This window comes from Lysobacter arenosi, assembly GCF_016613475.2.
In the GTDB taxonomy this organism is placed as follows: domain Bacteria; phylum Pseudomonadota; class Gammaproteobacteria; order Xanthomonadales; family Xanthomonadaceae; genus Lysobacter_J; species Lysobacter_J arenosi.
Genome location: NZ_CP071517.1, coordinates 2,781,286 through 2,807,693 on the forward strand (window position 1 = coordinate 2,781,286; position 26,408 = coordinate 2,807,693).

Genomic DNA, 26,408 nt, shown 5'->3' on the forward strand with positions numbered 1-26,408 from the left:
GGGACTTTTTCGTAGGAGCCTGCCCGCTCCTACCGATGTATGACTCCGGCGCGCCCGCGCGCCAGTTCGACCCCGGCGTGGCGGATCACGAATGCGTACTGTCCGCCCGAAGCCTCGGCGATCAGGCAATGCGCCTCGACCTCGAGCGCGCCGGGCAGGTCATCGATCCGCCCGACATGCAACTCGACGCCGCGCAGCGACACCAGCATCCCCGGCTTCACCGCTTCGCCGGCGGCGCGCGCGATCAGGCCACCGTGCACGGCCATCGCCTGCGCGCCGTACTCGCACAGGTGCACCGCGTGCAGCCTGCCGTTGTGACGCAGCGGATGGGCCGGGTCGCGATGCCCATGCGAAACCAGGCGGATGCGTTCGTGGTCCCAATCAATGATCTCTTCCCACAGGCACATCGCGCCTTGATGGGGAATCAGCGCGGCGATGTCCTCACGCGCCATCGCCCGCCTCGCTCGCCGGCGCACGCACGATCAGCAGCGCCAGCACGAAGTTGCAGACCACGCCGAGAGCGACCGTCGAGCCGATGGCGCGCAGCACCGGGATGCTCGACGCCGCCAGCAACGCGAACACCAGCAAGGTGGTCAGGCTGCAGACGATGACCGCGTGCAGCGTGCGCAGCTGTTCGCTGCGGTCGTCGCCGGCATGATCGAAGAACAATGCGTAATCCAGGCCAAGGCCGGCGGCGAGGATGAGCGAGACCAGATGGAACAGGTTCAACTCGACCCCAACCGCGCGCAGCAGCGCCAGGATCAGCAGCGTGCTCAGCGCCATCGGTGCCAGTACCCGCAGCACGCGGCGCGGCGAGCGCAACGCCACCCACACCGCCGCGGTCAGCAGCACCGCCGCCAGCGCCAGCGCCCACAGCACGCGCTGGCGATACTGGGCGACCAGCGATTCCGACGCCTGCTTGAGGTCGAGCAGCTGCGCGCCGTTGCGCGCTGCTGCAGTGGCGACGGCCGCCGGATCGTGCACGCCGCTCAAGGCCACCAGCGCGGTGACGTGGCCGCTGCGCTGCAGCAGCAAGCCTTCGACGCTGGCCGCCAGCGGCGTGCCGGCCAGATCGCCCGGCCGCAATGCCGGCGCCTGTTTCGCGCGTTCGACATCGGCGACGAACTCGTCGAAGGCGCCGGATTGGAACGGCCCGCCGCTCATCGCCTGGTCGAGCACCGCGCGCAAAGCGTCGCGGTCGGGCAAATGCGACTGACGCGTCTTCTGCGTCGCGGCGCTGGGCAGGTAGCGCGCGGCCAGGTCGTAGCCGGCGATGGCGCCGTCGTCGCGCAGGCGCTGCAGCTCCGGCAGCAATCGCTCGGAGGCCTGCAATGCCGACTCGACATCGGGCTGCTGCACCACCAGCACGTAGCGCACGTCGGGGGCGCCGAGTTCGTTGCGCAGCTGCGCGTCTCGTGCCAGCGCGGCGGGTGGCACCGGGGTCAGGCGGCCGAGGTCGTTCTGCCAGAACGAACCGGGCGCGAATGCAGCGATCGCGGCAGCGATCAGCGCGATCACCAGCACCGCACCACCGCGTAGCCGTGGCCAGCGAGCCAGGCGTTCCCAGCAGCGCCCGAGCCAGACCGAATCGGCGGCATCGCGCGGCGCCGGATCGATCAGTGCCGGCAGCAGGAACCGCGTCGCCAGGGCTGCCGTCGCCAGGCCGACCACGGTGAACACCGCCAACTGCTGCAGGCCATCGACGCCGGAGACGAGGAACGTGAGGTACGCGATACAGGTCGACACCACGCCGGTGGTCAGCGTCGGCCACAGCGCGCGCGCACTCGCCCAAGGCGAGACACCGGCGCGCTGGTGGCTGAACAGATGGATCGGATAGTCCTGGACCACGCCAATCAGGGTGAAACCGAAGGCAACCGTGATGCCGTGCACGCCGTCGAAGGCGAGTGCGACCGCGCCCAGTCCGGCCAGGCCGGCGCTGGCCAGCGGCAGCCCACCCAGCAAGGGCGCCTTCCAGCTGCGGTAGGCCACCCACAGCAACAACACGAAGACCAGGCTGTCGAGCGTGCCGATCAGGCTGGCTTCGCGCGCGGTGCGGTTGCCGATCTCCACCGAGAACGCACCCGGCCCGGTCAGCGACATGCGCGTGGCGGTGTCACCGCGCACATCGGCGAACGCGGCCTGGATCGAGTCGAACGCGGCCTGCTGGCCCTTGGGATCGAAGCCGGCGGCGTGCGTCTCGATCGCAAGCAGCGCCTCGCGCCCGGCCTTGTCGAACCAGACGCCGTGCAGGCGCTGCGGCGCGTTCGCCGGCTGCCAGGCTTCGGCCAGCTTGAGCGTCTCCAGGGTCGGGTCGGCCGACAGCAGCGGCTCGATCATCGCCGCCGCCGGCGAGCCCAGGTCCTGCAGGCGCTCATCGAGTTGCGCACGCAGGTAGTCGGCATCGAGCGCCTGCGTATCCAGCGTCGACGACAGCAGGTAACGGTAGGGGCGCAGGTGCGACGGGATCGCCTCCGGCCCCAGCGCCGCGCCGTTGGCGACCAGCTTGAAGGACGGCAGGGATGCAAGCCGGTCGCGCAACGATTGCGACTGCGCGGCCAGCGTCTGCGCATCCGGGCCGGTCAGGCCGATCAGCAGCAGGCGCGAACCCGGGCCTTCGCCCAGTTCGTCGATCAGCAGCTTCTGCGCGGGCGTCTGCGGCGACGGCATGAACTTGCGCAGGTCGCCGCTGAGCTGCAGCCGCGGCGCGACCAGCGTCGCCAGGATCAGCAGCGCCACCAGCCACAGCAGCGCGAGGGCGAGGCGTCGGGCTCCACTCATGATGTCGCGCTCATCGCGTCGCGTCGCCGTGGCAAATGCCTTCCAGCGCGGCGGCATCGGCGACATTCGCCGCATCCATCGCGGCACCGGCCAGCAACGTGCGCTGCGGCGGCGCGCTACCGACCATTCGCGTCTCGATGCAGCGCAACTCCGAACCGCGACCGTACAGCGCAATGGACTGCACGCGCTTGGCCAGCGCGGCGTCCCTGGGCGCCATCGTCAGGTTCCAGCGCTGGCGCGTGCCTTGCGCCGCAAGCGTGTAGTGCTGCTCCAGCCTGGCGCGATCACCGTCGAGCAAGGCAGCGAAGTTGCTCTGGAACCCGGCCAGTTCCGGCACGCGCGACAGCGCGAACTTGCGCGGCGCCTGGCCGGCACGCGCGATCGTCGCCTCGCCTGCGCGCAGCGTCGTGGTTTCGGCATAGGGCGCGCGGACTTCGCGAACCAGCGTATCCGCATCGGGTCGCAGGTACTGGCCCGACAGGCGCAGCGGCGTCTTCAGCAGTTTCGATCCGCGTACTTCCACGAACGGCGTGCTCGCCGGCACCGGCCGCGCAATGGCCTTGAGGATCCAGGCCGGATCGACCGCCGTGACGGTTTCAACCAGGTTCGCCCCAGCCGGGGCCGCGCACAGTGTCGCGCTTACCAGCATCCACATCGGCGCCAGGCGCCGCGCCCACGCGCCCAGCTTGTTGCGCTTGCCTGTCGTCCGCCGCGTCATCGCCATCCCAGAAATCGTAGAAGTTGAACCAGTTGTAAGGGGCGCCGAGCACCTGTTCCTGCAATCGCGCCGCGTATCGCCGCACCACCGTCGCCACGGCCTCGCGCCGGTCGCGGCGCGACACCTGCTGGCGCAGCGTATCCGGCCCGTTGCTGAACTCCTCGAAACGCAGGTCGTAGCGGTTGCCACCACGGTACAGGCCGAAGGCGAGCACGACCGGCACCTGCAGCGTCGCCGCGATCAGCCAGGGCGCATTCGGGAAGGCGGCATCGTTGCCGAGGAACGGCACGCGGGTCACGGCCTCGCCTGGCGCCGCGCGGTCGACCAGCAGCGCCACCAGTTCGCCGCCGGCCAGCGCCTGCTGGATCGCCAGCACGATGGCGACGCCATCCTGCCCGGCATCGATGACATCGGCGGCCAGGCGCGGATTGAGCGCATCAAGCAGTTGCGTCAGCGCGGGATTGTGCGAGATGTCGAGGACGATCCGCACGCGCAGCGCGGGCCGCGTCGTCACCAGCACGCGCAGTGCGTCGAAACTGCCCAGGTGCGAGCCGAAGACGAGCACGCCTTCGCCGCGATCGACGCGCTGCGCCAGCGCTTCCAGGCCCTCGACACGGATGTCGAAGCGAGAAAGCTGGCCACTGAGCAGGAACACGCGATCGAGGATCGTGGCGGCGAAGGTATGGATGTGGCGTGCGACGTCCAGCCACCCCGGCGACCGTCCGAGCACGCGCGCCAGGTACTCGCGCGAGGCGCGCCGTTCCGGCCCGCGCACGAGCAGGAAGTACGCGGTGATCGGATACAGGCACAGCCGCGCCACGGAACGACCGCCATGGCGGGCGATGCTGCGGATCAACCAGATCGCGAACCGGCCGCCGCCTTCGGGACGCTGCTTCCAGTGCGCGTTCAAGGCCTGCTCGCGTCGGGCGTGCGCGCTTCGGCGGCGGCCACGTCGCCGCTGGCCAGCAGCGTGTCGCCGCGCAGCACCCGGAAGCGCCAACGCGGCGCGGCGCCTTCCAGCTCGATGTGCGCCTCCTCGCCCGGCAGCAGCGGCTGCACGAACTTGACCTGCGGCAGACGCAGCGGCGGCAATGGCCCGTATACCGCCTCGATCGCCTCGACCACGCGGTCCAGCAGCACCACGCCAGGCACCAGCGGTCGACCCGGGAAGTGCCCGGGCAGGCTGGGATGGTCGGCGGGGATAACGAAACGCATGCTGTGGCGTTGGCTGGACCGGGCGAGACAGACAGGATAAGGCACCGGCGGGGCGCGACCCGCATCGCGTCACCGGTCTGATTGCATCGCCGCTTGGCGCCTGCCGGCTATGCCTCCCCGGTCGCCACCACGCCGTAGCCCAGACCGTGGAAGGTCCGGATCATCGGCATCTTGAAGGGGCGGTCGATGGCGTTGCGCAGCTGGCACACGTGGGTCCGCAACAAGGTTTCCTGGGAATGGTCCAGCTCCCGACCCCACAGGTCACGGACCAGCTCGCGATAGCCGGCCGGCTCCGGCGCGACTTCCAGCAACGCCCGCAGCAGCCGCCTGGACGACGGCCGCAAGCGCAGCGTCCTGCCCTGCCGACGCACCTCCTCGTTCTTCAGGTCGTACTCCAGGTCGCCGGCGCGAAGCACCGGGCCCGCCTGACGTCGTCGATAACGGCGATGCATGCCGACGAGCCGCGCGTTGACCTCCGCGAACGCGAGCGGTGCGTACAGATAATCGTCTGCGCCGCTTTGCAACGCCGCCAGGCACGGCGCCAGCGTCGCGCACTGTGCCAGCACCAGTAGTGGCGTAGTCAGCCGCAGGACCTCGCGCAGGCTGCGACATACATCCGCACCGTCGCGGCCCGGCGATCTGGCCAGCACGATCGCGTCGAAGCGACAGTCGGCGGCAAGGTTCAGGCCGTGGCGATGGCTGCCGGCGCAGTCCACCTCGTGACCGCACTGCTCGAGATAGTGGCAAAGCTCCGCGGCGTGAAGTGCGTCATGGTCGATCAGCAGGATCCGCATGACCGGTTGAGGGCTGAAGACTGATCCGCCACCGGTGGATGATGGCGTCATCGACCGACGTGATCCCGTGGCCCGACTTCGCTGCCAGACCGCTGGTTGGTATGCATGATGTTGAACGCGCGACTGCAGGGAGGCGGCAGACTACGTGCCGAGTGGTTGCCTCTGAATAGGATTTGGCCCAATTTGCACGCGAGGCGGCTCGAAGCACGCCCCGCCCCCGTGAGGGCCTTGACGGATACTTAACCTGAAATCTGGCTCGCCACCCGCCCCCGCATCCGCTGGACCGGTCCCATCACCTGTCGTTTCCGAATGAGGAACGAGGCCGTCACAACCATTTCGACTAAAATGCTCCCGCACTCCCGCCGCACACTCGCAGCCCGCAAGGAGCAAGCCGTCATGCCAGCACGAGTCATTCTGGCCGATGACCACCCCATCGTTGCCGCCGGTGTCCGCCAGCTGCTGGAGCAAGACAGCACCACGAGCGTCGTCCACGTCGCGTCCTCGACGGAGGACTTGATGCGCACTCTGGCAAGCACACCGTGCGACCTGCTGATCACCGACTTCAGCATGCCCGGCAACGCAGTGCCTGACGGCCTGTCGATGCTCGGCACGATCCGGCGCAAATGGCCCGATCTGGCCGTCGTCGTGCTCACCCGCATCTCCAATCCTGCGGTGCTTCGCAGCATTCGCGACACGGGCGTGCGCGGTTTGATCAACAAGTCCGACGCCCTTTCCGAGCTGCCGCAAGCGGTACTGTCGGTGCTCAACGGGCGCACCTACATCGCCAAGGCCGCGATGAGCCTGCTCGAGAGCGCCGAGACCACGCTCGCCACGTCTGCCGAGGCAGCGCTGTCGCCGAAGGAGACCGAGGTGCTGCGGATGTTCGCCTCGGGCATGAGCGTCAAGGACATTTCGCAGCAGCTCAACCGCAGCTCCAAGACCATCAGCAACCAGAAGCTGTCGGCCATGGAGAAGCTCGGCATCAAGTCGGATGTGGAGATCTTCGCCTACGCCTCCAGCCACGGGATGCTCTCCTGAGCCAGGCCGCGGATCGACCGGAAGTATCCGCTAGCTGTTTTTGCAAGGCACCCCGACTCAGCTCGCAAATGCATGTAGCAGCTGCTGCTATGACGTGTCGTATGCCGCGTCAGACCGCGTAACCTAGGCTCGAAACTCGCCCGAAGCTGACCTGCTGGATCCACATGCATCGCCTGTGTTGCGCCAGCTCACGCCCTCACTGGCAACGGCTGAGGGCCTTGCTGCTGCTCGCCCTGCTGCCGTTCGCGGCATTCCAGGCCGCGCTGGGCCAATCACGCCCGCTCCCTCCGCTCGATCCGGAGGAGGAGGCATGGCGACGCGCGAACAGTGTGGTTCAGGTGGGAGTTTTCGCCGGCGACCACATGCCGGCCGAAGCCTGGGTCGGAGGACAACCACAAGGGCTCGGCATCGATTACGTAAGCCTGTTGGCGGCGCGTGCCGGCTTGCGTCTGGAGTTCCACCCCTACACCGATTGGGGTGCGGTCGCGTTCGATGGTTCCGCGGGCAAGGCATTCGACCTGCTGCCTGCACAGGGCGTAACACCAGCACGGCGCGACCATTTCGATTTCCTCAAGTCCTATGCGACGGTCGGTCCGGTGTTGGTCGTTCGCAAGGGCGACGCGCGCATCCGCGGCGATGCCGACCTGGTGCGAGCGCGCATCGTCATCGAGCGGCGTTTCCGCACGGCCGCGCATGATGTCGCCCAACGCTATCCGCAAGCCACCGTGTTGTATTGCAACGACGGCCGCGAAGCATTGGACATGCTCGCCCGCGGCGAGGCCGACGCCTACGTCGGCACGGGCGCCGCGCGGACGCGGGCGCTGCTGGACCGGCGGCCGACCGACGACCTGGTCCTGCTGGCAGCGCTGCCGTTGCCCACCTTCGATATCGCCCCGGTGGTTCGCCGCGGCAATACGGCGCTGCTGCGGATCCTTCGCAAGGCCGAGACCACCGTCACCGAGCGGGAACTGACGCAGTTGCGCCTGCGCTGGGGCATGGTCGAGGACGCGGCGGTGCAGGCGCGAAGCGCACGCGAACCCAGCGCCGACGAGCGCGCGTGGTTGCTGGGGCTGCCGACCTTGCGCGTCGGCTACGAAATGGATCGCCATCCCTATTCCTTCGTCGACGGCGAAGGCGAGTTCACCGGACTGTCGGCCGACTACCTGCGCATCGTCCAGCGTGAGCTTGGACTGCGGCTGGAGATGGTGCCGGCGGAAGACTGGGACAGCTTGCAGCGCATGGTCCGCTCTCACGAGATAGACCTCATCGCGGCCGGCACGGCGCGCGATTTCGACCCGCTGGAGATGTCGTTCGCGCAGCCTTACGAGTACTTCCCGCAGGTGATCGTGGCGCGTAATGGCGGGCCGCCCATTACCCGCCTGCAGGACCTGATTGGTAAGCAGGTGGCGTTTCGCAAGGAGACGGCGCTGCTCTCGCTGCTCCGTGCCAATCTGCCGGGAACGCAGCTTCTGCCGATGGCCAGCAACGAGGCCGGGCTGTCCAGGGTGGCCAGGGGGCAGGCCGATGCCTTCATCGGCACGCTGCCGGCCATCGACAGCCTGATCCGCAGCCGCTACGCCGCGCAGCTTCGGGTGGTCGGTCCGGCCGGGATGGACCAGGAACTGGCGATCGGCGCGCGCCCGGAGTTCAGCGCGCTGCTGCAGCTGATCGACCGCAGGCTCTCGCATCTGGACGAGGGCACCAGGGCCGGCATTCGCAGCCGCTGGATATCCAGCGAATACAACTATGGCGTGCCATGGAAATGGGTGATTGGCACCGCACTCGCCGGGCTGCTCGTGCTGGGCCTGGTCCTGGCGGCGTACGCGAGGTTGCGGCGCGCAGCCAATGCGCAACGCGCTGCCGAACAGCAACTGGCGGCACAGTTGGGATTCCGGGAGGCACTGCTGGAGATCATCCCCTACCCGGTATTCGTCAAGGACGCCGAAGGGCGCTACCTCGGCGTCAATCGCGCCTACGAAGAGCAGATGAACTGCCAGCGCCAGGAGCTGCTGGGCAGGGCGTTGCCGCAGACCCGCCATCTTTCCGGAATCGATGCCGAACAGCTGCAGGCGGAGGACCTCGCCGTGGTCGCTTCCGGTCGAGGTTCGCGGCGCGAGTTGCAACAACGGGGAGCGGACGGGTCGGTCCAGAGCACGATCGTCTGGCGGTTGCCCTTCAGCGATCCGAGCAACGGGCGGACCATCCTCCTTGGCACGTTCGTCGACATCAGCGAAGCGCGCGCGGCCGAAGCGAGGGCGCGCAGTTCGGAACAGCGGCTTTCCGAGTTTGCGCAGGCCATACCGGGTGTCGTGTTCCGGCTGTGCATCGGCCCGGACGGTAGCCGGCGCTTCACCTACGTCGCCGGCGATTCGGCCAGCCTGCTGGGCATGACGGCCGAGCAGCTGACCTCGGATGAGCCGGCACTGTTCGCCCGCGTCCATCCCGACGACCAGGGCATCGTCGCGGCCAACGTTGGCGAGGCGGCGGCGACGCTGCGGCCGATGCGGGCGTTCGACTTCCGCGTGCGAGTGATTGGCCAGTGGCGCTGGCTGCGCACGGAAGGCGGTCAGCCGCGGCGGCTGCCCGATGGCGGCGTCGAATGGAGCGGCTACTGGATCGAAACGACGCTGCTGCACGAGCAGGCGGCCGACCTGATCGCTGCCAAGTCGCAGGCCGAGGCGGCCACCGCGGCCAAGAGTGCGTTCCTGGCGGCGATGAGCCACGAGATCCGCACGCCGATGGCCGACGTGCTGGGCCTGGTCGAGCTGATCGAGCGCACGCCGCTGGATCGCGACCAGGCCGCGATGACCGGCATGGTGCAGGACTCAGCGCGTTCGCTGCTGCAGATCCTCGACGACATCCTCGATTTCTCGCGCATCGAATCGGGCCATCTGCGCATCGAGAGCGCGCCGTTCGACCTGCGTGAACTGCTGGACGGCGTCGTCGGCCTGTTTCGTGCACGCGCGCATGGCAAGGGCCTTGGCCTTCATTGCATCGTCGACTGGCGCCTGTCGGGCACCTACGAGGGCGATTGCGTCCGCATCCGCCAGATCGTCACCAACCTGCTGAGCAATGCAATCAAGTTCACCGCGCGCGGCACGGTCACCGTGCATGCCGAACTGGCTGCAGTCGGTGCCGGCGCGCAGGACGTCAGGTTCAGCATCATCGACACCGGCATCGGCATCGAACCCGGTAATCTGGCGCGGCTGTTCCAGCCCTTCACCCAGGCGGAGGACTCCACCGCGCGGCGCTACGGCGGCACCGGCCTGGGCTTGAGCATCAGCCGCCGGCTGGCGCGAATGATGGACGGCGACGTCACCTTGCACAGCATCGCCGGCGAGGGCACCCGCGCGGTGCTGGAGCTGCCGCTGCGCGCGATCGCCCCGGTGGCGGTGCGGCAGGAACTGGTGGGCAAGGTCGCGGTACTGGTCGGCCAGCAAGCGCTGTGCGTGCGCGAACTGGCCAACAGTCTGTCCGCGCTCGGATTGCAGGTAGTGGAGATCGATCACTCGGAGTGGGCGCAGGTGTCCGGTGTCGACATCGACCTGCTGGTGACGGCAGCCGGTGATGCGGACCATGCGGATTTCCCGACCGACGTGCCACGCCTGCTGGTCGTCTCCGGCGAACACGGCAGCTGGCGACCGATTCCGAACGGCATACGCATGCCCGGCAGTCCGCTGCTGTGGCGCAACGTCGTCGATGCGTGCTGCCGGATCTTCGGTGCGCCCGCACCGCAGGCGCTGCCGCCGCTCACCATCGCGACTGCGCCGTCCTGCGCCAGGATCCTGGTCGCCGACGACCATCCCACTAACCGCGCCCTCGTGGCGCGCCAGCTCGACATGCTGGGCCACCACGCCACCGTCGTCGCCGACGGCAACCTCGCGCTGGAAGCCCTGGCGAAAGACCATTACGACCTGTTGATCAGCGACTGCCACATGCCGAACCTGGACGGTTACGCGTTGGCTCGGCGGATACGCGCGACCGCGCGCAAGGGCGAACACCTGGTGATCGTCGGCATCTCCGCCAGCGCATTGCCCGAGCAGATCCAGCGCTGCCGCGATGCCGGCATGGACGATTTCCTGACCAAGCCCATCCAGTTGCAGGCACTGGCGACCATGCTCGCCAGCCACCTTGGTGGTTCGCCCTATGCGGTGCCACCGCCGGCCGGACTGCCGGCAGAACAGCCGGCCGAACCGCGAGTCGACGTGCGCGGGGAGATGCAATGGCTGGCCACGCTGATCCAGGCCTTCGGCAGCCGCGAACGCGTTCGCGAGTTCATGCTCGAGCTGCTGGCCACGTGCCGGGCCGACGAGGCCGAGTACGACGGCCTGGACACGCAGGACGACCGGGTGCGCTAGGAGCTGCTGCATCGCATGGAAGGCGGTCTGGACATCATCGAGCCGCTGCGCACGACCGCCGCCGAGGATTCAACCGGACCTGGACTGATGGCGCGACGCGCCGCCGTGCACGAGCAACTGCGGCGACTGGAAGGATTGATCGCAGGACTTGGTACGAAAGGACCGGACTCGTCGCCGTGATTCAGGCGAACAGATCGCGCCAGAACTTCGGGCCGAGCGCGGCCATCTGCCGCAGGAAATCCAGCAGGTTGCGGTACGGGCGGTGCGGGAACAGGCGTCGCCGCAGTGCGTACTCGCCCAGGAAGAAGCCGCCGACGATGCCGTAGTTGGCCAGGTTGGCGAACAACGACCACTGCGATTGCGTGATCGATACCGCCGGGATGTGGCCCAGCCGCGCCAGCACTCCACCGGGCACCGCGATCGTGGCCAGCACGCCATTGGCCAGCGCAAGCAGCGCCAGCACGGCAGCCCAGGCGGCGGTGAGCCGGCGCGAATAGCGGTAAAGATCCGGTGCCAGCGCGGCCGGCACGGTGCGTTCCATCGCTGCAACTATCTTCGTGATCAGCGCCTCGCGCGGCGCGACCAGGCTGCGGCCGAACAGCCATGCGACCAGCCCGACGAACAGCATCGGTGGCGCCAGCAGCAATAGTTGCGGGTATGGCGTGCCGGCCAGCCAGACCAGTCCGGCGCCCAGCAGCAGCGCCAGCGCCCAGGCCCAGGCGCGGCGTTCGAGCATCGGCACGGCCAGCACCAGCACCACCAGGTCGGCCAGTGCGATCGCCGCCGACGCGCCGCCACCGTCTTCGCTGGCCCAGTGGGCGAGCAACGGGTAGGCGACCGCCAGGATCAGCGGCAGCAGTGCGGCGGGGTTCAAAGGATGGGGCTCAGGCGGTCTTGTGCTGCTCGATGTGCGCGGCCAGCGCGCGCAGCGAAGCGAAGATGCGCCGGTTCTCGTCGCTGTCCGAGCGCAGCTGGAAGCCGTAGCGCTTGGAGATCGCCAGCGCCAGTTCCAGGGCATCGATCGAATCCAGGCCCAGGCCTTCGCCGAACAGCGCCGCTTCCGGCTCGATCTGCTCCGGTGCCACGTCCTCGAGGTTCAGGCTTTCGACCAGCAGCTGCGCCAGCTCGCGTTCGACGGGGCTTTGTTCAGACATCGGGTAGTTCCAAAGGGCGATGGGGCAAAGGACGATCAAGGGGCGCAACGATCCGGCATCGCGGCGCTGTGCGCAACCGGCCCCCCTCTCCCGGCCGCCCATGGCGCCCGGGAGAGGGGGGCCGGCCATCCCGTATCATTCGCACATGACCGAAACCGCACCTGCCCCCGCACCGGCCGACGCCACCGCGGCCGCGGACCTGAATGCGCAGCGCCCCCATCCGGATCCGATCGACACCGACGTACTGGTGATCGGCGGCGGCCCGGCCGGCACCACCGCCGCCACCCTGCTGGCCCGTCGCGGCTGTCGCGTGCTGCTGCTGGAGAAGGACCGCCACCCGCGCTTCCACATCGGCGAGTCGCTGCTGCCGATGAACCTGCCAATCCTCGAGCGCCTGGGCGTGCTCGACCAGGTCAAGGCGATCGGCACCTTCAAGCCGGGCGCCGAGTTCCCGATCGACGCCGACAACTACAACACCTTCCGCTTCGAGCGTGCGCTGAACCCGCAGTTCGGCTACGCCTACCAGGTCAAGCGCGAGGAGTTCGACGAGGTGCTGTTCCGGCACTCGCAGGCCAATGGCGTGGATGCGCGCGAGCGGCACCGCGTCGAGCGCGTCGAGTTCGCCGCCGATGGCCGCCCGCAGCTGGTGCACGCGCGCGATGCCGATGGCAACGCGATCACGATCAAGCCGCGCTACATCGTTGACGGCAGCGGCCGCGATGCCTTCTTCGGCAGCCAGCTCAAACTCAAGAGGAAGAACCTGCTGCACCAGTCGGCGGCGATCTTCAGCCATTTCAGCGATGTCGAGCGCCGCCCCGGCGATGACGCCGGCAACATCACCGTGCAGCGCTTCGCCCACGGCTGGATGTGGCTGATCCCGCTGCGCGAGGGCGTGATGAGCGTCGGCGCGGTCTGCTTCCCCGAGTTCCTCAAGCAGCGCCGCGGCGAGACCGAAGCGTTCCTGATGAAGGCGCTGGAGTCCGAACCGTCGGTGTGGAAGCGCATGCGCAATGCAAAGCGCATCGCGCCGGTGCACGTCACCGGCAACTACTCCTACACCTGCACGCAGATGCACGGCCCGGGCTGGGTCATGGTCGGCGATGCCTACGCCTTCGTCGATCCGGTGTTCTCCTCCGGCGTCTACCTGGGCATGAACAGCGCCGAGCAGGCCGCTCAGGTGGTCGATGGCGCCCTGCGCGATCCGTCCCGCGAGGCGTCGCTGCAGCGCGCGATGAGCAAGCGACTCAAGCGCGGTCTCAAGCATTTCCAGTGGTTCATCTATCGCTTCACCACGCCGGTGATGCGCCACCTGTTCAACCACCCGCGCAATCACTGGCAGGTCGAACAGGCGGTGATCTCGATGCTGGCCGGCGACGTGTTCGACAACCCGGCGGTGCTGCGCCGGTTGCGCGTGTTCCGCTTCATCTATGCGATGACGGCACTGAGCATGGCGCCCGAAGCGCTGCGCGGCTGGCTGCGACGACGTCGCCAGGTCGGCGTCGACGTCGGCCTCGGCGGCGGTCGCGACACGCTGCAGCCCGGTAGCGGAGACCTGCAGCCGTGAGCGCCGTACGCCCCATGTTGCAGCCGCCGCACCTGGCGGTGGACTACGTCGACGCATCCGACCCGCAGGCGTTGCTGGACGACAACAACACCCTGGCGGTGATCGGCTTCGGCACCCATGCCGCGCACCATGACGACCCGCGCTACCTGCGCGTCGCGCTGCAGCCGCACGGTCCGGCACCTTTTGAAGTCTGGCGCGGCAGTGGCCCGGTCATCCGCGGCCGCGACGGCGATGTCGCCTGGGCCGAGGACGGCGCGCTGCAGTTCGGCGCGATCGAGCTGGACGAAGCGGCCGGTCCCGATGGCATGAGCGACATCGAGGCGACGTCCGACCGACTGTACGCGCGACTGTCCGAGTTCCTGCTGCAACGCGGCTACCCGCACCTGCTGCGGGTGTGGAACTACCTTGACGGCATCACCCACGGCGAGGGCGACGAAGAGCGCTACCGCCAGTTCTGCGTCGGTCGCGCCCGGGGCCTTGGCCCGGTCGACCCTGCGTCGCTGCCGGCGGCAACCGCCATCGGACGCGTCGACAGCGAGCGTCGCCTGCAGGTGTACTGGCTGGCCGCGCGCGTGCCGGGCACGCCGCTGGAGAACCCGCGCCAGATCAGTGCCTACCGCTACCCGCGTCAATACGGCCCGCAGCCGCCGAGTTTCGCCCGCGCGATGCTGCCGCCGGCCGACGGCGCGATGCCGCTGCTGCTGTCGGGCACCGCTGCCATCGTCGGCCACGAGTCGCGCCACATCGATTCGGTGGTGACCCAGCTCGACGAAACCCTGGCCAACTTCGACAGCCTGCTGAGCGCCGCACGCGCGCAACGATCGACGCTGCCGGCGCAGTTCGGCCCGCACTCGCGGCTGAAGGTGTACGTGCGCCAGCTCGACGAGATGGACGCCGTGGCAGCCGAGCTGGACGCGCGCCTGGGTCCGGATGTTCCGCGCATCCTGCTGCACGCGGCGGTGTGCCGGCGCGAACTGCGCGTGGAGATCGACGGCGTACACGCCTGACGGGACTACGTCCGTCACTTGCGTTGTGCCCCGGCCCGGCTATCGTGCGAGCAAGACAGTCACTACCTGACTGGGGAGACACCGCAATGGGTTTGATCAGCGTGATCTGGGGCATCGTCGCCATGATCTGGATGGTGATCGCCCTCATTCCGTTCCTTGGATGGGGCAACTGGTTCTCGATTCCCTTCGCCGCGGTCGGCGCGATCATTGCCGCGATCGGCATCCTGTTCACCAGCCCCGGCAATCGCGGTCGCGCCAAGACCGGCCTGGTCCTCAACGGCATCGTGATCATCGTCGGCATCGTCCGCCTCGGCATGGGCGGCGGAATCATCTGAAGTTGAAGCAGGCAAGGGCCGCGCACAGGCGCGGCCCTTGTTCTTTTTCAGTCTTGCCGATCGCTTACAGGTCGATGCCGAAGCCAATGCCTGCCGACTGGTCGCCGCTGCTGAAGGCACCGCCGATGCTGATCGAGGCGCGGTCGTTGATCTCCTTGGAGTAACCGAGCGACAGCGCGCTCTCACCGTTCTGCCAGCCGGCGCCGACGCCGATGCGTCCACGCGGGCTGCGGCTGTGGGCGGCGTTGATCGCCATGTTCATCATCGCCGAGTTCATTGCGCCCTGGCGGTCGATGCGATCGTCGAGCTTGCCCAGGCGATAGCCCACGTCGTCACGCAGCCCGGAGAACTCGTCGCTCAACCCCTGGAAGCGACTGTCGGTGTAGGCATTGGCCGACGACAGCGTCTGCGCGTTGCCGGCCTTCAGCTGCTGAACGTTGACGGCATCGGTTGCATTCACGCCGGCGGCGACGTTGGTCACCTGGCGCTCATGGCCGGCCGAACCCACCGACACGGCGTTGGCGCGATCGGCCACCGAGTTGTTGCCCAGTGCCACCGAATTGCTGGCCGCGGCGCTGGCCTTGTTGCCGATCGCCACGGCATCGCTGCCGGCGGCCTTGGCGCTGTCGCCGATGGCCGAAGCACCTGCTCCGCTGGCGTCGGTGTTGTAACCCAGGGCCACGCCCGGCGTGCTGCCGGCGTTGGCCGGGACCGCCGCTGGCGTCGGCGTGCCGTTGGCGGCAACGAAGTCCGGTGCACCCTTGCCACCGCCATTGGCTTCGATCGTGGTGACACGGTTGTCGATGTTGCTGATGGCGCCGTTGAGGCTGTCGCGCAGCGCCGCGATCTGGCCACCGTTGACCGCATCGCGGCTGCCGCTGGCGATCGCGCCGTCGCGGACGTTGGTCACCAGCGTGCCGGCGACCCCGCCGCCCAGCGTGACCTGGCCCTTGGCGGAACCGGCGTCGTACACCACCGCGTCGAGACTCGTGCCGGTGCCATCGACCAGTCCCGCCTGCTTGAGTTGGGCGACGTTGACCGCGTCGGTGTCTTCGCTGCCGGCGGCGACGTTGGTGATCTGGCGCTCGGCGCCAGCCGCGCCTACCGAGACCGTGTTGGCGCGATCGGCCACGGACTGCAGACCCAAGGCCACGCTGTTGTCGGCCAGCGCATGGCTGTCGGCACCGACTGCAACGCTGCCTTCGGTGGCAGCCTCGCTATAGGAACCAACGGCCACGCTGCTTTCGCCCGCGGCCAAGCTGGCTGCACCGGCGGCCACGCTTGCCTGGCTGCTCATCGAACCGGCGCCGACTGCGACCGCGAGATTGTCCGCACCGATGGCATTGGCACCGATCGCCACGGACTGCACACCGCTTACCGCTGCGTCATCGGAACCATCGTTCACGCCGCCGGCCTTGAAGTAGCGCGAGTTGTCGTCGACGCTGGCCTGCAAGTCGTTGAGCTGGGAGAGGTTGACCGCATCGGTGGCCTGCGTGCCGGCGGCGACGTTGGTGATCTGGCGCTCGGCGCCAGCCGCGCCCACCGAGACCGAGTTGGCGCGGTCGGCGATGGAATGGTCGCCCAATGCCACGCTCGAATCTGCCGTCGCCTGGCTGTACATGCCGATGGCAATGCTGGCTTCGCCACTGGCCGTGCTCACAGGTCCCAGTGCAATGCTGAAATCGCCTGTAGCCTCGCTGCTGACTCCCAAGGCCATGCTGGAATCGTTCGAAGCTTCGGCCAGAGTGCCGATGGCAATGGTGTCGGTACCGAGCGATTTCGAATCGTAGCCAATCGCGATGGCGGCGTCGATCGGCGCTTGGCTACCGGTGCCTATCGCAATGCTGTCTGCCGCGAACGCCGCCGGCGACAGCAGCGCCAGCCCCACCGACAGTGCAATCGAATTGAGCGCCGGCCAGTTGTTCCGACGGCTGTTGATCTTGCTCATGTACACAACTCCCAGGTGAGGTCACGAATGAGGCGAAGCCTAGGGTTGTGCCTGCAGCATCGTCACGCTCAGGCAATCACGAGTTCTCACCAATACTCACTGCACGTCGATGAAGACGTAGCCCTGCCCGTGCACTGCGTTGAGCGGCATCGACTGGCCACAGGCCCTCGCCACCTTGCGGCGCAGGCGATAGATCAGCGAATCCAGTCGATGCGTATCGAAGTCGTACACGTTGCTGGTCAGTACCGAGATAAGTTCCTCGCGTGTGACCACCTGCCCCGGCGTCGCCGCCAACCGGACCACCACGCGTCGCTCCGCCTCGGTCAGTGCCACGACCTCGCCCGACGGCGATACCAGGCAACATGCGTCCTCGTTGACGAGCCATCGCTTCGACTCCAGTGGCGATGCAGGGATGAGCCTGCGCGCGAGGCTGCGCAGGCTGGCCGCAAGCAGTTCGATCTCGACCGGCTCGGCAAGGCAGGCATCGGCACCATGGTGCAGGCCCCGCAGTTTTTCCGCGCTTCCACGAGCAACGAGAAGCACGATGCCCATGCGCGGAAAACCATTGCGAATCTCGCCGACGAGCCGCGGTCCATCGCCGTCGACGGCCTGGCTGCCGATCAGCGCAATCTGAAATGTTTCCAGCTGCAACTGCGCGCGTAGCGATGCCGCCGTTGCGAATGTGCTCACGGCGAAGCCGAAGGCCGCCAGGCCCGGTCGCAGGACACGTTCCCGCGACACGGAGTCGCCTTCGAGCAAAGCAATGCGCAACGCACTTGCGGTATCGGCCGTTCCCTTCATTGATCCTGCTTCCCCATCCGGCCGCGAAAGCCGCGGGCGATGCTAGGAAGCGCCCCCGGTCACCGTCTATGGGAACAATCTGACGCCCGGATGCCGGCAAGGAATCGGTACAGCCAGCGGGCGCCCGGACACGGAACCGGGTCCGCCCATATGCCTCTTCGGCATGAGCAGGTGACGCAAAACCTTTTCCCTCTCTGCTGCGGCCCGGCGACAGTCGCCCCATGGGTGCCTGCCGGACGCGGCATCCTTAAGCTGCCCCTTCCCCATACCTGAATAGGAGCCGGCGATGCCGACCCCGCACCGAACGTCGTCCCCCGTGGCCTGGCTGAGCGGCGCGCTGGCCTGCGCGCTGGTCGCGCCCGCGCAGGCGCAGAGCGCGCCGCCGACCGTCGAAGAACTCGCCCGCCGTCTGCAGGCCATCGAGCAGCGCCTGGGTACCGCCCCGGCCGCGACGGCGACCGCCGACAATGCCGCCGGACTGAGCGACCTCGACCAGCGCCTGCGCGTGATCGAACGCAAGCTCGAGCTGCAGTCGGAAGAGGCCGCCACCCGCGCCGCCAGCACCCCGACTGTCAGCCTCAGTGCCAGCAAGGGCCTGTCGGTGAAATCGCCGCCGCCGGGCGATATCGAAGTGAAGTTCAAGGGCCTGGTGCAGGGCGATGGCCGCTTCTACTTCGACGACGACCAGTACCCGCAGAACGACACCTTCCTGATGCGCCGGATCGAACCGACCATCGAGGGCACGTGGGGCTCGCTGATCGGATTCCGCGTCACCGCGCAGCTGGCCGGTGACAGCGCGACCACCAGCGATGTCTACCTCGACCTCAAGTTCGATCCGCGCGCGACGGTGCGCATCGGCAAGACCAAGGCCCCGGTCGGGCTCGAGCGCTTGCAGTCCAGTGGTTCCACCGCGCAAGTCGAGCTTGGCCTGCCCGGCGAGCTGGCACCCGGCCGCGATATCGGCGTGCAACTGCAGGGCGAGCTGGCGAAGTCCACGGTCAGCTACGCACTGGGTGTCTACAACGGCGCGGTGGATGGCCGCGACGGCTCCACCACCAACCCGGACAACGACTTCGAAGTGGCCGCACGCGTGTTCGTCGAGCCGTGGAAGAACGATGGCAATGCACTGGCTGGCCTTGGCTTCGGCATCGCCGGCAGCACCGGCGACAAGGAAGGTGTCGGCAGCAACTTCCTGCCGCGCTACCGCTCCTCGGGGCAGGTGCAGTTCTTCAACTACCGTGCCGCCGTTGCCGCCGATGGCGAGAACACCCGCTGGTCGCCGCAGGCCTACTACTACCGCAACGCCTTCGGCCTGCTCGGTGAGTACATCAACTCGAGCCAGGACATTCGACTGCCGGCCACCGGCGCGCGCGAGACGATCGACAACAGCGCCTGGCAGCTCAGCGCCGGCTATGTCCTCACCGGAGAGGACGCCGGATACAAGGGCGTAACACGGCCTAACCATCCTTTTACAGTCGGCAGTGCAGGCTGGGGTGCCTGGGAGCTGGTGGCGCGTTACGGCGAACTGGACATCGACGACGATGCGTTCCCGGTGTTCGCCGACCCCGCCGTCGCCGCGCGCAACGCCAAGGCGTGGGGCGTGGGCGTCAACTGGTACCTCAACAGCAACTTCAAGCTGGTAGCCAACTACACGCAGACCAACTTCGAGGGTGGTGCGCCTGCCGGCGCCGACCGCGAAGACGAAAAAGCCTTCTTCACTCGCGCGCAGTTCTCGTTCTGACCTTCCCCAGGAAAGTGCCATGACCCGTACTCCACGCAGCACACTTCTTCGCAGCCTCGCCCTTGGTTTCGCACTCGCACTGGCCGGCGGAACCGCCGCGGCGAAGGACGTGGAACTGCTCAACGTCTCCTACGATCCGACCCGCGAGTTCTACGCCGAGGTCAACCAGAGCTTCGCCGCGCAGTGGAAGCAGCAGACCGGCGAGACGCTGAAGATCCGCGCCTCGCACGGCGGTTCCGGCAAGCAGGCGCGCTCGGTGATCGACGGACTGGAGGCCGACGTGGTCACCCTCGCGCTGGCCGCCGACATCGATGCGATCGCCACCAATGGCAAGCTGCTGCCGGCGAACTGGCAGACGCGCCTGCCGCACAACAGCGCGCCGTACACCTCGACGATCGTGTTCCTGGTGCGCAAGGGCAACCCCAAGCAGATCCGCGACTGGAGCGACCTGGTCAAGCCGGGCGTGGCCGTGATCACGCCCAACCCGAAGACTTCCGGCGGTGCGCGCTGGAACTACCTGGCGGCGTGGGCCTGGGCATCGCAGGAGTATCGCGACGGCGGCAAGGTGGTCGATTTCCTGACGCGCCTGTTCAAGAACGTGCCGGTGCTGGACACCGGTGCGCGCGGCGCGACCACCACCTTCGTCGAGCGCGGCATCGGCGATGTGCTGCTGGCGTGGGAGAACGAGGCCCTGCTGACGCTGTCTGAGGCCGACACCCGCGACAAGTTCGAGGTCGTCATCCCGAGCCTGAGCATCAAGGCCGAACCGCCGGTGGCATGGGTCGACAAGAACATCGACCGCCACGGCACGCGCAAGCAGGCCGAAGCGTACCTGCGCTATTTGTACACGCCGGAAGGGCAGCGCCTGGCGGCCAAGCACGGCTATCGCCCGGCCGAGCCGGACAAGGTGCCGGCGGCCGAGCTGGCGCGGTTCCCGCAGGTGAAGCAGGTCACGATCGACGGTGCGTTCGGCGGCTGGAAGAAGGCGCAGGCGGAGCATTTCGCCGACGGTGGCTTCTTCGACAAGATCTATCAGCCGAAGTGATGCGGTGAATGTCTAGTCACGCCCTCTCGCTGCCACGCCTGAAGATCCCGCGCTTTCGCCAGCCGTTGCCCGGCTTTGGCCTGAGCCTGGGACTGGGGCTGGCGTGGCTGAGCGTGGTGGTGCTGCTGCCGCTGGCGGCGCTGGCGATCCGCGCGGCCGGGCTCGGTCTCGACGGCTGGCTGCGCGCGATCCAGGACCCGCGCGTGCAGGCCTCGCTGAAGCTGAGCTTCGGCGCGGCATTCGTCGCCGCGGTGGCGGCTTCGTTCGCCGGCGCGCTGGTGGCCTGGGTGATCGTGCGCTACCGCTTCCCCGGCCGGCGCCTGCTCGATGCGCTGGTCGATCTGCCGTTCGCGCTGCCGACCGCCGTGGCCGGCATCTCGCTGACGGCGATCTACTCGGCCAACGGCTGGGTCGGCCGCTGGCTCGAACCGCTGGGCGTGAAGATCGCCTACACCCCGATCGGCATCGTGATCGCGCTGGTGTTCATCGGCCTGCCGTTCGCAGTGCGCACGGTGCAGCCGGTGCTCGAAGCCCTCGGGCACGAGCAGGAAGAAGCAGCCGCATCGCTGGGCGCCTCACGCGTGACCACGCTGCGCCGCGTGGTGCTGCCGGAGTTGCTGCCGGCACTGCTGACCGGCTTCTCGCTGGCGTTCGCGCGCGCACTGGGCGAGTACGGCTCGGTGATCTTCATCGCCGGCAACCTGCCCTACAAGACCGAGATCGCACCGCTGCTGATCACCATCCGTCTGGAGGAGTACGACTATCCGGGCGCGGTTGCGATCGCAGCGCTGCTGCTGGCGGCGTCGTTCGTGTGCCTGCTGGCGATCAATGCGATCCCGTCGTTGTTCGCACATGAGAAGAGGAGCCGGCGTCGTGAGTAGCAGCCGCCCCCGCAACGATCTCCAGGAACCGGCATGGCTGCGCTGGACGCTGATCGTCCTGGCCGTGCTGGTGATGGCCGCGCTGGTGGTGATGCCGCTGCTGATGGTGCTGGGCGCCGCGTTCGCCAAGGGCATCGGCGTCTGGTTCGCTTCATTGACCGAACCCGATGCGTTGTCCGCGTTGAAGCTGACCTTGTTCACCGTCGCAATAGTCGTTCCGGTCAACGCGGTGTTCGGCATGCTCACCGCGTGGGCCGTCACGCGCTTCGAGTTTCGCGGCAAGCAGTTGCTGCTGTCGCTGATCGACCTGCCGTTCGCGGTGTCGCCGGTGGTGGCCGGCCTGTGCCTGGTGCTGCTGTTCGGTTCGCAGGGCTGGTTTGCCGAGCTGTTGCAGCAACACGACATCAAGATCCTGTTCGCGCGCCCGGGCATCGTCCTGGCGACGTTGTTCATCACCTTCCCGTTCGTCGTGCGCGAGCTGATCCCGCTGATGCAGCAGCAGGGCGCGGACGAGGAACTGGCCGCACGCTCGCTCGGTGCCGGCAGTTGGACCATGTTCCGCCGGGTCACGCTGCCCAACATCAAGTGGGGCCTGCTGTACGGCGTGCTGCTGTGCGCGGCGCGGGCGATGGGCGAGTTCGGCGCGGTGTCGGTGGTGTCGGGCCACATCCGCGGCCTGACCAACACGCTGCCGCTGCATATCGAGATCCTCTACAACGAGTTCGACAGCACCGCGGCGTTCGCCGCCGCGTCGCTGCTGGCCGGACTGGCCCTGATCACCCTTGTCCTGAAGTTCTGGCTGGAGGCACGCCATGGCGACGCCCTTGCGCAATCCCATCGTCGACATTGACCGCGTCCACGCGACCGAGGCCCCCGTGTCCGTACCCCCTATCGATGCCGTCGACATCGGCGCAGCAGGCATCGGTGGCGCCGAGATCGGCGCCCCGGGCACCGGCTGGCGGCGCGGTCCCGCGCCGGCTGCGGAGGTGACCGCGGCCGCGGACTCTGCCACGCTCGTGTCCGCCCCACCCAACCGCCGGCCCCACCCGGCACGGAGCGGCATGGATCTGCACATCCGCCAGCTTGGAAAACGCTATTCCGGCGTTGCCGCGCTCGATCGGGTCGACCTCGACGTGGCCGCGGGCGAGCTGGTCGCGCTGCTGGGTCCGTCGGGTTCGGGCAAGACCACGCTGTTGCGCGTGATCGCCGGCCTGCTGCATCCGGACGAAGGCCGCGTGCTGTTCGGCGCGGACGATGCCACGCGGCTGAGCCTGCGCGAGCGGAATGTCGGCTTCGTGTTCCAGCACTACGCGTTGTTCAAGCACATGACTGTGGCCGAGAACATCGCCTTCGGCCTGCGCAGCCGTCCACGCAAGCGCCGGCCGGACAAGGCGACGATTGCGCGCCGGGTCGAGGAACTGCTGGGCCTGATCCAGCTGCCGGAGTTCGGCGGGCGTTACCCGGAGCAGTTGTCGGGTGGCCAGAAGCAGCGCGTGGCATTGGCGCGTGCGCTGGCGATCGATCCGACCGTGCTGCTGCTCGATGAACCGTTCGGCGCCCTCGATGCCAAGGTCCGCGTCGAGCTGCGGCGCTGGCTGCGGCAACTGCACGAGCGCACCGGCCAGACCACGCTGTTCGTCACCCACGACCAGGAGGAAGCGCTGGAGCTGGCCGACCGGATCGTCGTGCTTCGCGATGGCCGCATCGAACAGGTCGGCACACCCGACGAGATCTACTCCTCCCCGGCATCGGACTACGTGTTCGATTTCATCGGTCGGGCCAACGTGCTCGAGGGACGCGTCGAGCAGGGCCAGTTCCGCATCGCCGGCCATGCCATCGCGCTGGCGGCGCCCGACGTGGCCGACGGCCCGGCACGGTTGTACGCGCGGCCGCACGACATCGCCCCGGCCACGCCGGAAGCCGGCATCGCCGCGCTCGTCATCGCCGCCCACCGCCTGGCCGACCGGATCACCCTGGAGCTGGCCGTAGAGGGGCAATCGCGGCCGCTGGAACTGGATTTCGTCGCCTCGCCGGGCGTGACCACGCCGGCGCCGGGCAGCACGATCGGGCTGGAGCCGTTGCGGTACCGGGTGTTTGCGGCGTAACCACCATCAGGACCGGCCATCCCGACATATCCCGCACCGGACGCCCCTTTCCCGGGGCGTACAATGCCGCGCCATGAGCAGCTACCCCTACGTACGCCCGCGGCGGATGCGCCGCGATGAGTTCTCGCGCCGCCTGATGCGCGAGTCGGTCCTGACGACCAACGACCTGATCTACCCCGTGTTCGTGCACGAACGCGACGGCCGCGAGCCGGTCGCCTCGATGCCCGGCGTGTCGCGGTTGTCGATCGACGAACTGCTGCGCGAAGCCGAGCAGGCCGTCGAACTGCGCGTCCCCGCGATCACGCTGTTCGGCGTGCCCTCCGACGGCAAGACCGCCGACGGCGCGATCGCCTGGAGCGATGACGGCATCGTCCAGCGCGCCGTGCGTGCGCTCAAGCAGCGCTTCCCGGAACTGGGCGTGATCACCGACGTCGCCCTCGACCCTTACACCACCCACGGCCAGGACGGCCTGATCGACGACAGCGGCTACATCCTCAACGACCAGACCGTCGATGCACTGGTGAAGCAGGCGCTGTCGCACGCTCACGCCGGCGCCGACGTGGTCGCGCCGAGCGACATGATGGACGGCCGCATCGGCGCGGTGCGCGGTGCGCTGGAAGAGGCTGGCCTGGTCAACACCCGCATCCTGGCTTACAGCGCCAAGTACGCGAGCGCGTTCTACGGCCCGTTCCGCAGCGCGGTCGGTTCGGCCGCGGCGCTGGGCAAGGGCAACAAGTACACCTACCAGATGGACCCGGCCAACGCCGACGAGGCGCTGCAGGAAGTCGCGCTCGACCTGGCCGAAGGCGCCGACATGGTCATGGTCAAGCCGGGCATGCCGTACCTGGACATCGTGCGCCGTGTGAAGGACGAGTTCCGCGTCCCGACCTACGTCTACCAGGTCAGCGGCGAGTACGCGATGTTGAAGGCGGCCGCGCAGAACGGCTGGCTCGATGAGCGCGCCACCGCGCTGGAAGCGCTGCTCGCGTTCAAGCGCGCCGGTGCCGATGGCGTGCTGACGTACTACGCACTGGATGCGGCACGCTGGTTGCGCGAGATGGGCTGAGCAATTGGCTCCTAGAAGCAGCCCGTTTTCCCCGTAACCGCCGGGGCCTTCATCCGGTAGATGTCGTACTTGCCCGCCTTCGGCGACTTCGCCGTGCCGGTCACCAGCAGCTCGCCCGGTTTGTTCCAGTCCAGCGCCGGGCCGAAGGTGATGCCGTCTTCGGTATTGAACGAGAGCTTGAGCGGCTCCGCGTCGTCGTAACGCTTGCCATCGCACTGGGCGACGAACAGCCGCACCGGCTGGTCGTTCACGTTCTTCGAGCGTGTGAAGACGATCGCCTCGCCATCGCCGAGCCAGGCCGGATCGAGTTCATCGCCGGAGGTATTCACGCCCGGCAACGGCTTCGCATCGCTGAACGCATTGCCGTCCCAGCGCGCCACGAACAGGTCCTGGCGGCCGGCACCGCCGCGGCCGTCACTGGCGAACAGCAGGTGGCGACCGTCGCGGCTGGGGGTCGGCGCCCATTCGTTGCCGCGCGTGTTGACGCCGGGGCCAAGATTCTCCGGCTTGCCGAAGCCGCCACCGGCCAGCACCGCCGCCCGGTACAGGTCATCCCCGCCCACGCCACCGGGACGGTCGGAGAAGAAGTACAGCCAGCGGCCGTCGGCACTGAACAGCGGGTCGTAGTCCTTCGAGGCTGAATTGATCGGCAGCGGCGTGGCGTCCTGCCAGCGGCCGTCCTTCAGCGTGGCCTGCCACAGATCGCGGCCGCCGGGGCCGCCTTCACGGTCCGTGCTGCCCCAGACGATACGCTTGCCATCCGGGCTGACGCTTGCACGCACTTCGCTGGCTTTGGTCGATACCACGCCCATGCCTTCGATACCGAATTCGGACAGGAAGGCCGCCGCCGGACCGGACATGAACCAGGCGCCCAGCGCCAAGGCGGGGAGTAGACTCAAGCCCTGCAAGGCCGCTGCACGTCGCATGGAACGTTCTCCTGTGTCTGTGGCCGCAAGTCTAAGCGAGGGTGCCCGTGTCCAATTTCGCCTCTGTCGCAAATCCCGCCATCGTCAAGCGCTTCGCAGTCATCGGCCATCCGGTGGCGCACTCGCTGTCGCCGAAGATCCATGCGGCGTTCGGCAAGCAGACCGGCATCGCGCTGGAATACATCGCGCTCGACGCCGCGCCGGAGCACTTCGACGCGCTGTTGGCGGAATTCGCGGCCGAGGGCGGCCTGGGCGCCAACGTCACCCTGCCACACAAGACCCGCGCGGCATCCAGTTGCACCACGCTGACCGAGCGCGCGCGCCGCGCCGGCGCGGTCAACACGCTGATCCGCTCCGCCACCGGCTGGGAAGGTGACAACACCGACGGCGTCGGCCTGGTCCGCGACCTCACCGAGCGCCACGGTCTCGACCTGCGTTCGCGCCGCACCCTGCTGCTGGGCGCCGGTGGCGCCGCGCGTGGCGTGGCACCGGCGCTGCTCGACGCCGGCATCGGCGACCTCTTCATCATCAACCGCACGCCCGAACGCGCCGACGCGCTGGCCGACGTGCTGGCCCAGCCCGGCCGCGTGCACCCGCGCTACTTCAGCGACGTCAGTTCGCTGGGCATGTTCGACCTGATCATCAATGCCACCTCGGCCGCGCGCGATGCCGCCCTGCCGACGCTGCCCGTTGCACTGGCCGGCCCGCGCACCGCGGCGGTGGACCTGAGCTACGGCGAAGTGGCGATTCCTTTCCTGGCGTGGGCGCATGCGGCCGGTGCGCACGACCGCATCGATGGCCTGGGCATGCTGGTCGAGCAGGCCGCCGAAAGCTTCCAGCGCTGGCACGGCGTGCGGCCCGATACCGACCCGTGCTTCGAATTCCTGCGCGAACATCGCGCAGTGCTGGTCACCGCGGACTGATCGCGACGACA

24 protein-coding genes are annotated in these 26,408 nt (G+C 68.2%); 13 read left to right on the plus strand and 11 right to left on the minus strand.

What is annotated here, in order from left to right; genetic code table 11:
* Window positions 1–29 precede the first annotated feature (29 nt).
* The 6 genes from HIV01_RS12825 to HIV01_RS12850 form a co-directional block, all read right to left on the minus strand.
* Entirely contained in the window at window positions 30–452 is a 423-nt protein-coding gene (locus HIV01_RS12825; protein ID WP_200607680.1) for a hotdog family protein, read from the minus strand.
* Window positions 442–2,778: an MMPL family transporter gene (locus HIV01_RS12830; RefSeq protein ID WP_200607682.1), complete on the minus strand. Its 2,337-nt coding sequence runs from the start codon at window positions 2,776–2,778 to the stop codon at window positions 442–444. The genes HIV01_RS12825 and HIV01_RS12830 overlap by 11 nt, the downstream gene beginning before the upstream one ends.
* Before the next feature lie 10 nt (window positions 2,779–2,788).
* Window positions 2,789–3,433: a LolA-related protein gene (locus HIV01_RS12835; protein WP_342367048.1), complete on the minus strand. Its 645-nt coding sequence runs from the start codon at window positions 3,431–3,433 to the stop codon at window positions 2,789–2,791.
* Window positions 3,375–4,406, minus strand: a complete 1,032-nt coding sequence (locus HIV01_RS12840; protein WP_200607684.1) for a lysophospholipid acyltransferase family protein — start codon at window positions 4,404–4,406, stop codon at window positions 3,375–3,377. The genes HIV01_RS12835 and HIV01_RS12840 overlap by 59 nt, the downstream gene beginning before the upstream one ends.
* Complete coding sequence (locus HIV01_RS12845; RefSeq protein ID WP_486624452.1) at window positions 4,403–4,756, minus strand: ApeI family dehydratase; 354 nt, start codon at window positions 4,754–4,756, stop codon at window positions 4,403–4,405. The genes HIV01_RS12840 and HIV01_RS12845 overlap by 4 nt, the downstream gene beginning before the upstream one ends.
* Before the next feature lie 62 nt (window positions 4,757–4,818).
* Complete coding sequence (locus HIV01_RS12850) at window positions 4,819–5,505, minus strand: response regulator transcription factor (RefSeq protein WP_200607688.1); 687 nt, start codon at window positions 5,503–5,505, stop codon at window positions 4,819–4,821.
* A 396-nt stretch (window positions 5,506–5,901) separates the two neighbouring features.
* On the opposite strand from HIV01_RS12850, the gene HIV01_RS12855 reads away from it, so the two are divergent.
* The 3 genes from HIV01_RS12855 (at window position 5,902) to HIV01_RS12865 (ending at window position 11,081) form a co-directional block, all read left to right on the plus strand.
* A complete protein-coding gene (locus HIV01_RS12855; protein WP_200607690.1) occupies window positions 5,902–6,543 on the plus strand; it encodes a response regulator in 642 nt (213 codons plus the stop codon).
* Between the two features lie 218 nt (window positions 6,544–6,761).
* On the plus strand, window positions 6,762–10,901 hold the full coding sequence (locus HIV01_RS12860) for a transporter substrate-binding domain-containing protein (RefSeq protein WP_200607692.1): 4,140 nt from the start codon (window positions 6,762–6,764) through the stop codon (window positions 10,899–10,901).
* Between the two features lie 15 nt (window positions 10,902–10,916).
* Window positions 10,917–11,081, plus strand: a complete 165-nt coding sequence (locus HIV01_RS12865) for a hypothetical protein (protein WP_200607693.1) — start codon at window positions 10,917–10,919, stop codon at window positions 11,079–11,081.
* A gap of 1 nt (window position 11,082) precedes the next feature.
* Here HIV01_RS12865 and HIV01_RS12870 read toward each other — a convergent pair whose 3' ends face one another.
* Together HIV01_RS12870 and HIV01_RS12875 are read right to left on the minus strand one after the other, a co-directional pair.
* Window positions 11,083–11,775, minus strand: a complete 693-nt coding sequence (locus tag HIV01_RS12870; RefSeq protein WP_200607695.1) for a COG4648 family protein — start codon at window positions 11,773–11,775, stop codon at window positions 11,083–11,085.
* Window positions 11,776–11,785: 10 nt separating this feature from the next.
* Window positions 11,786–12,055 carry a phosphopantetheine-binding protein gene (locus HIV01_RS12875; protein WP_200607697.1) on the minus strand — a complete coding sequence of 90 codons (270 nt, stop codon included), beginning with the start codon at window positions 12,053–12,055 and terminating at the stop codon, window positions 11,786–11,788.
* A gap of 199 nt (window positions 12,056–12,254) precedes the next feature.
* Here HIV01_RS12875 and HIV01_RS12880 point away from each other — a divergent pair, with 199 nt between their 5' ends.
* The 3 genes from HIV01_RS12880 (at window position 12,255) to HIV01_RS12890 (ending at window position 14,961) form a co-directional block, all read left to right on the plus strand.
* Window positions 12,255–13,619, plus strand: a complete 1,365-nt coding sequence (locus HIV01_RS12880; RefSeq protein WP_425600281.1) for an NAD(P)/FAD-dependent oxidoreductase — start codon at window positions 12,255–12,257, stop codon at window positions 13,617–13,619.
* 14 nt (window positions 13,620–13,633) lie between these two features.
* A complete protein-coding gene (locus tag HIV01_RS12885) occupies window positions 13,634–14,626 on the plus strand; it encodes a chorismate transformation FkbO/Hyg5 family protein (protein WP_200608532.1) in 993 nt (330 codons plus the stop codon).
* Window positions 14,627–14,712: 86 nt separating this feature from the next.
* On the plus strand, window positions 14,713–14,961 hold the full coding sequence (locus tag HIV01_RS12890) for a hypothetical protein (RefSeq protein WP_200607701.1): 249 nt from the start codon (window positions 14,713–14,715) through the stop codon (window positions 14,959–14,961).
* Window positions 14,962–15,025: 64 nt separating this feature from the next.
* Here the strand turns inward: HIV01_RS12890 and HIV01_RS12895 are convergent, their stop codons facing one another.
* Window positions 15,026–16,909, minus strand: coding sequence for a YadA family autotransporter adhesin (locus HIV01_RS12895; protein WP_200607702.1), 1,884 nt, complete (start codon window positions 16,907–16,909; stop codon window positions 15,026–15,028).
* Between the two features lie 96 nt (window positions 16,910–17,005).
* Window positions 17,006–17,710 carry a response regulator transcription factor gene (locus tag HIV01_RS12900; RefSeq protein WP_200607704.1) on the minus strand — a complete coding sequence of 235 codons (705 nt, stop codon included), beginning with the start codon at window positions 17,708–17,710 and terminating at the stop codon, window positions 17,006–17,008.
* A gap of 286 nt (window positions 17,711–17,996) precedes the next feature.
* On the opposite strand from HIV01_RS12900, the gene HIV01_RS12905 reads away from it, so the two are divergent.
* From HIV01_RS12905 to hemB, 6 genes are all read left to right on the plus strand, one after another.
* Window positions 17,997–19,451, plus strand: coding sequence for an OprO/OprP family phosphate-selective porin (locus HIV01_RS12905; protein ID WP_200607706.1), 1,455 nt, complete (start codon window positions 17,997–17,999; stop codon window positions 19,449–19,451).
* A gap of 19 nt (window positions 19,452–19,470) precedes the next feature.
* A complete protein-coding gene (locus HIV01_RS12910; RefSeq protein WP_200607707.1) occupies window positions 19,471–20,496 on the plus strand; it encodes a sulfate ABC transporter substrate-binding protein in 1,026 nt (341 codons plus the stop codon).
* A gap of 8 nt (window positions 20,497–20,504) precedes the next feature.
* The gene (cysT, locus tag HIV01_RS12915) at window positions 20,505–21,377 is read left to right on the plus strand and encodes a sulfate ABC transporter permease subunit CysT (RefSeq protein ID WP_200607709.1); all 873 of its coding nucleotides are present in this window, start codon (window positions 20,505–20,507) and stop codon (window positions 21,375–21,377) included.
* On the plus strand, window positions 21,349–22,227 hold the full coding sequence (gene cysW / locus HIV01_RS12920) for a sulfate ABC transporter permease subunit CysW (RefSeq protein WP_245156800.1): 879 nt from the start codon (window positions 21,349–21,351) through the stop codon (window positions 22,225–22,227). Before cysT ends, cysW begins: the two co-directional genes overlap by 29 nt.
* Before the next feature lie 211 nt (window positions 22,228–22,438).
* Window positions 22,439–23,482: a sulfate/molybdate ABC transporter ATP-binding protein gene (locus tag HIV01_RS12925; RefSeq protein WP_200608534.1), complete on the plus strand. Its 1,044-nt coding sequence runs from the start codon at window positions 22,439–22,441 to the stop codon at window positions 23,480–23,482.
* A 73-nt stretch (window positions 23,483–23,555) separates the two neighbouring features.
* Entirely contained in the window at window positions 23,556–24,548 is a 993-nt protein-coding gene (hemB, locus tag HIV01_RS12930) for a porphobilinogen synthase (RefSeq protein ID WP_200607712.1), read from the plus strand.
* Between the two features lie 11 nt (window positions 24,549–24,559).
* Here the strand turns inward: hemB and HIV01_RS12935 are convergent, their stop codons facing one another.
* Window positions 24,560–25,474: a TolB family protein gene (locus HIV01_RS12935; protein ID WP_425600232.1), complete on the minus strand. Its 915-nt coding sequence runs from the start codon at window positions 25,472–25,474 to the stop codon at window positions 24,560–24,562.
* An 80-nt stretch (window positions 25,475–25,554) separates the two neighbouring features.
* On the opposite strand from HIV01_RS12935, the gene aroE reads away from it, so the two are divergent.
* Window positions 25,555–26,397, plus strand: coding sequence for a shikimate dehydrogenase (aroE, locus tag HIV01_RS12940; RefSeq protein WP_200608537.1), 843 nt, complete (start codon window positions 25,555–25,557; stop codon window positions 26,395–26,397).
* Window positions 26,398–26,408 lie beyond the last annotated feature (11 nt).

Excerpts from the sequence above, each read along its gene's own strand:
- cysW (WP_245156800.1), top strand. The coding sequence starts at position 21,349 with ATGAGAAGAGGAGCCGGCGTCGTGAGTAGCAGCCGCCCCCGCAACGAT.
- HIV01_RS12895 (WP_200607702.1), bottom strand. The coding sequence starts at position 16,909 with ATGAGCAAGATCAACAGCCGTCGGAACAACTGGCCGGCGCTCAATTCG.
- HIV01_RS12905 (WP_200607706.1), top strand. The coding sequence starts at position 17,997 with ATGCCGACCCCGCACCGAACGTCGTCCCCCGTGGCCTGGCTGAGCGGC.
- HIV01_RS12830 (WP_200607682.1), bottom strand. The coding sequence starts at position 2,778 with ATGAGTGGAGCCCGACGCCTCGCCCTCGCGCTGCTGTGGCTGGTGGCG.
- hemB (WP_200607712.1), top strand. The coding sequence starts at position 23,556 with ATGAGCAGCTACCCCTACGTACGCCCGCGGCGGATGCGCCGCGATGAG.
- HIV01_RS12910 (WP_200607707.1), top strand. The coding sequence starts at position 19,471 with ATGACCCGTACTCCACGCAGCACACTTCTTCGCAGCCTCGCCCTTGGT.
- HIV01_RS12875 (WP_200607697.1), bottom strand. The coding sequence starts at position 12,055 with ATGTCTGAACAAAGCCCCGTCGAACGCGAGCTGGCGCAGCTGCTGGTC.
- HIV01_RS12825 (WP_200607680.1), bottom strand. The coding sequence starts at position 452 with ATGGCGCGTGAGGACATCGCCGCGCTGATTCCCCATCAAGGCGCGATG.
- HIV01_RS12855 (WP_200607690.1), top strand. The coding sequence starts at position 5,902 with ATGCCAGCACGAGTCATTCTGGCCGATGACCACCCCATCGTTGCCGCC.
- HIV01_RS12835 (WP_342367048.1), bottom strand. The coding sequence starts at position 3,433 with ATGTGGATGCTGGTAAGCGCGACACTGTGCGCGGCCCCGGCTGGGGCG.
- HIV01_RS12935 (WP_425600232.1), bottom strand. The coding sequence starts at position 25,474 with ATGCGACGTGCAGCGGCCTTGCAGGGCTTGAGTCTACTCCCCGCCTTG.
- HIV01_RS12925 (WP_200608534.1), top strand. The coding sequence starts at position 22,439 with ATGGATCTGCACATCCGCCAGCTTGGAAAACGCTATTCCGGCGTTGCC.
- cysT (WP_200607709.1), top strand. The coding sequence starts at position 20,505 with ATGTCTAGTCACGCCCTCTCGCTGCCACGCCTGAAGATCCCGCGCTTT.
- HIV01_RS12890 (WP_200607701.1), top strand. The coding sequence starts at position 14,713 with ATGGGTTTGATCAGCGTGATCTGGGGCATCGTCGCCATGATCTGGATG.
- HIV01_RS12900 (WP_200607704.1), bottom strand. The coding sequence starts at position 17,710 with ATGAAGGGAACGGCCGATACCGCAAGTGCGTTGCGCATTGCTTTGCTC.
- HIV01_RS12885 (WP_200608532.1), top strand. The coding sequence starts at position 13,634 with ATGTTGCAGCCGCCGCACCTGGCGGTGGACTACGTCGACGCATCCGAC.
- HIV01_RS12865 (WP_200607693.1), top strand. The coding sequence starts at position 10,917 with ATGGAAGGCGGTCTGGACATCATCGAGCCGCTGCGCACGACCGCCGCC.
- HIV01_RS12850 (WP_200607688.1), bottom strand. The coding sequence starts at position 5,505 with ATGCGGATCCTGCTGATCGACCATGACGCACTTCACGCCGCGGAGCTT.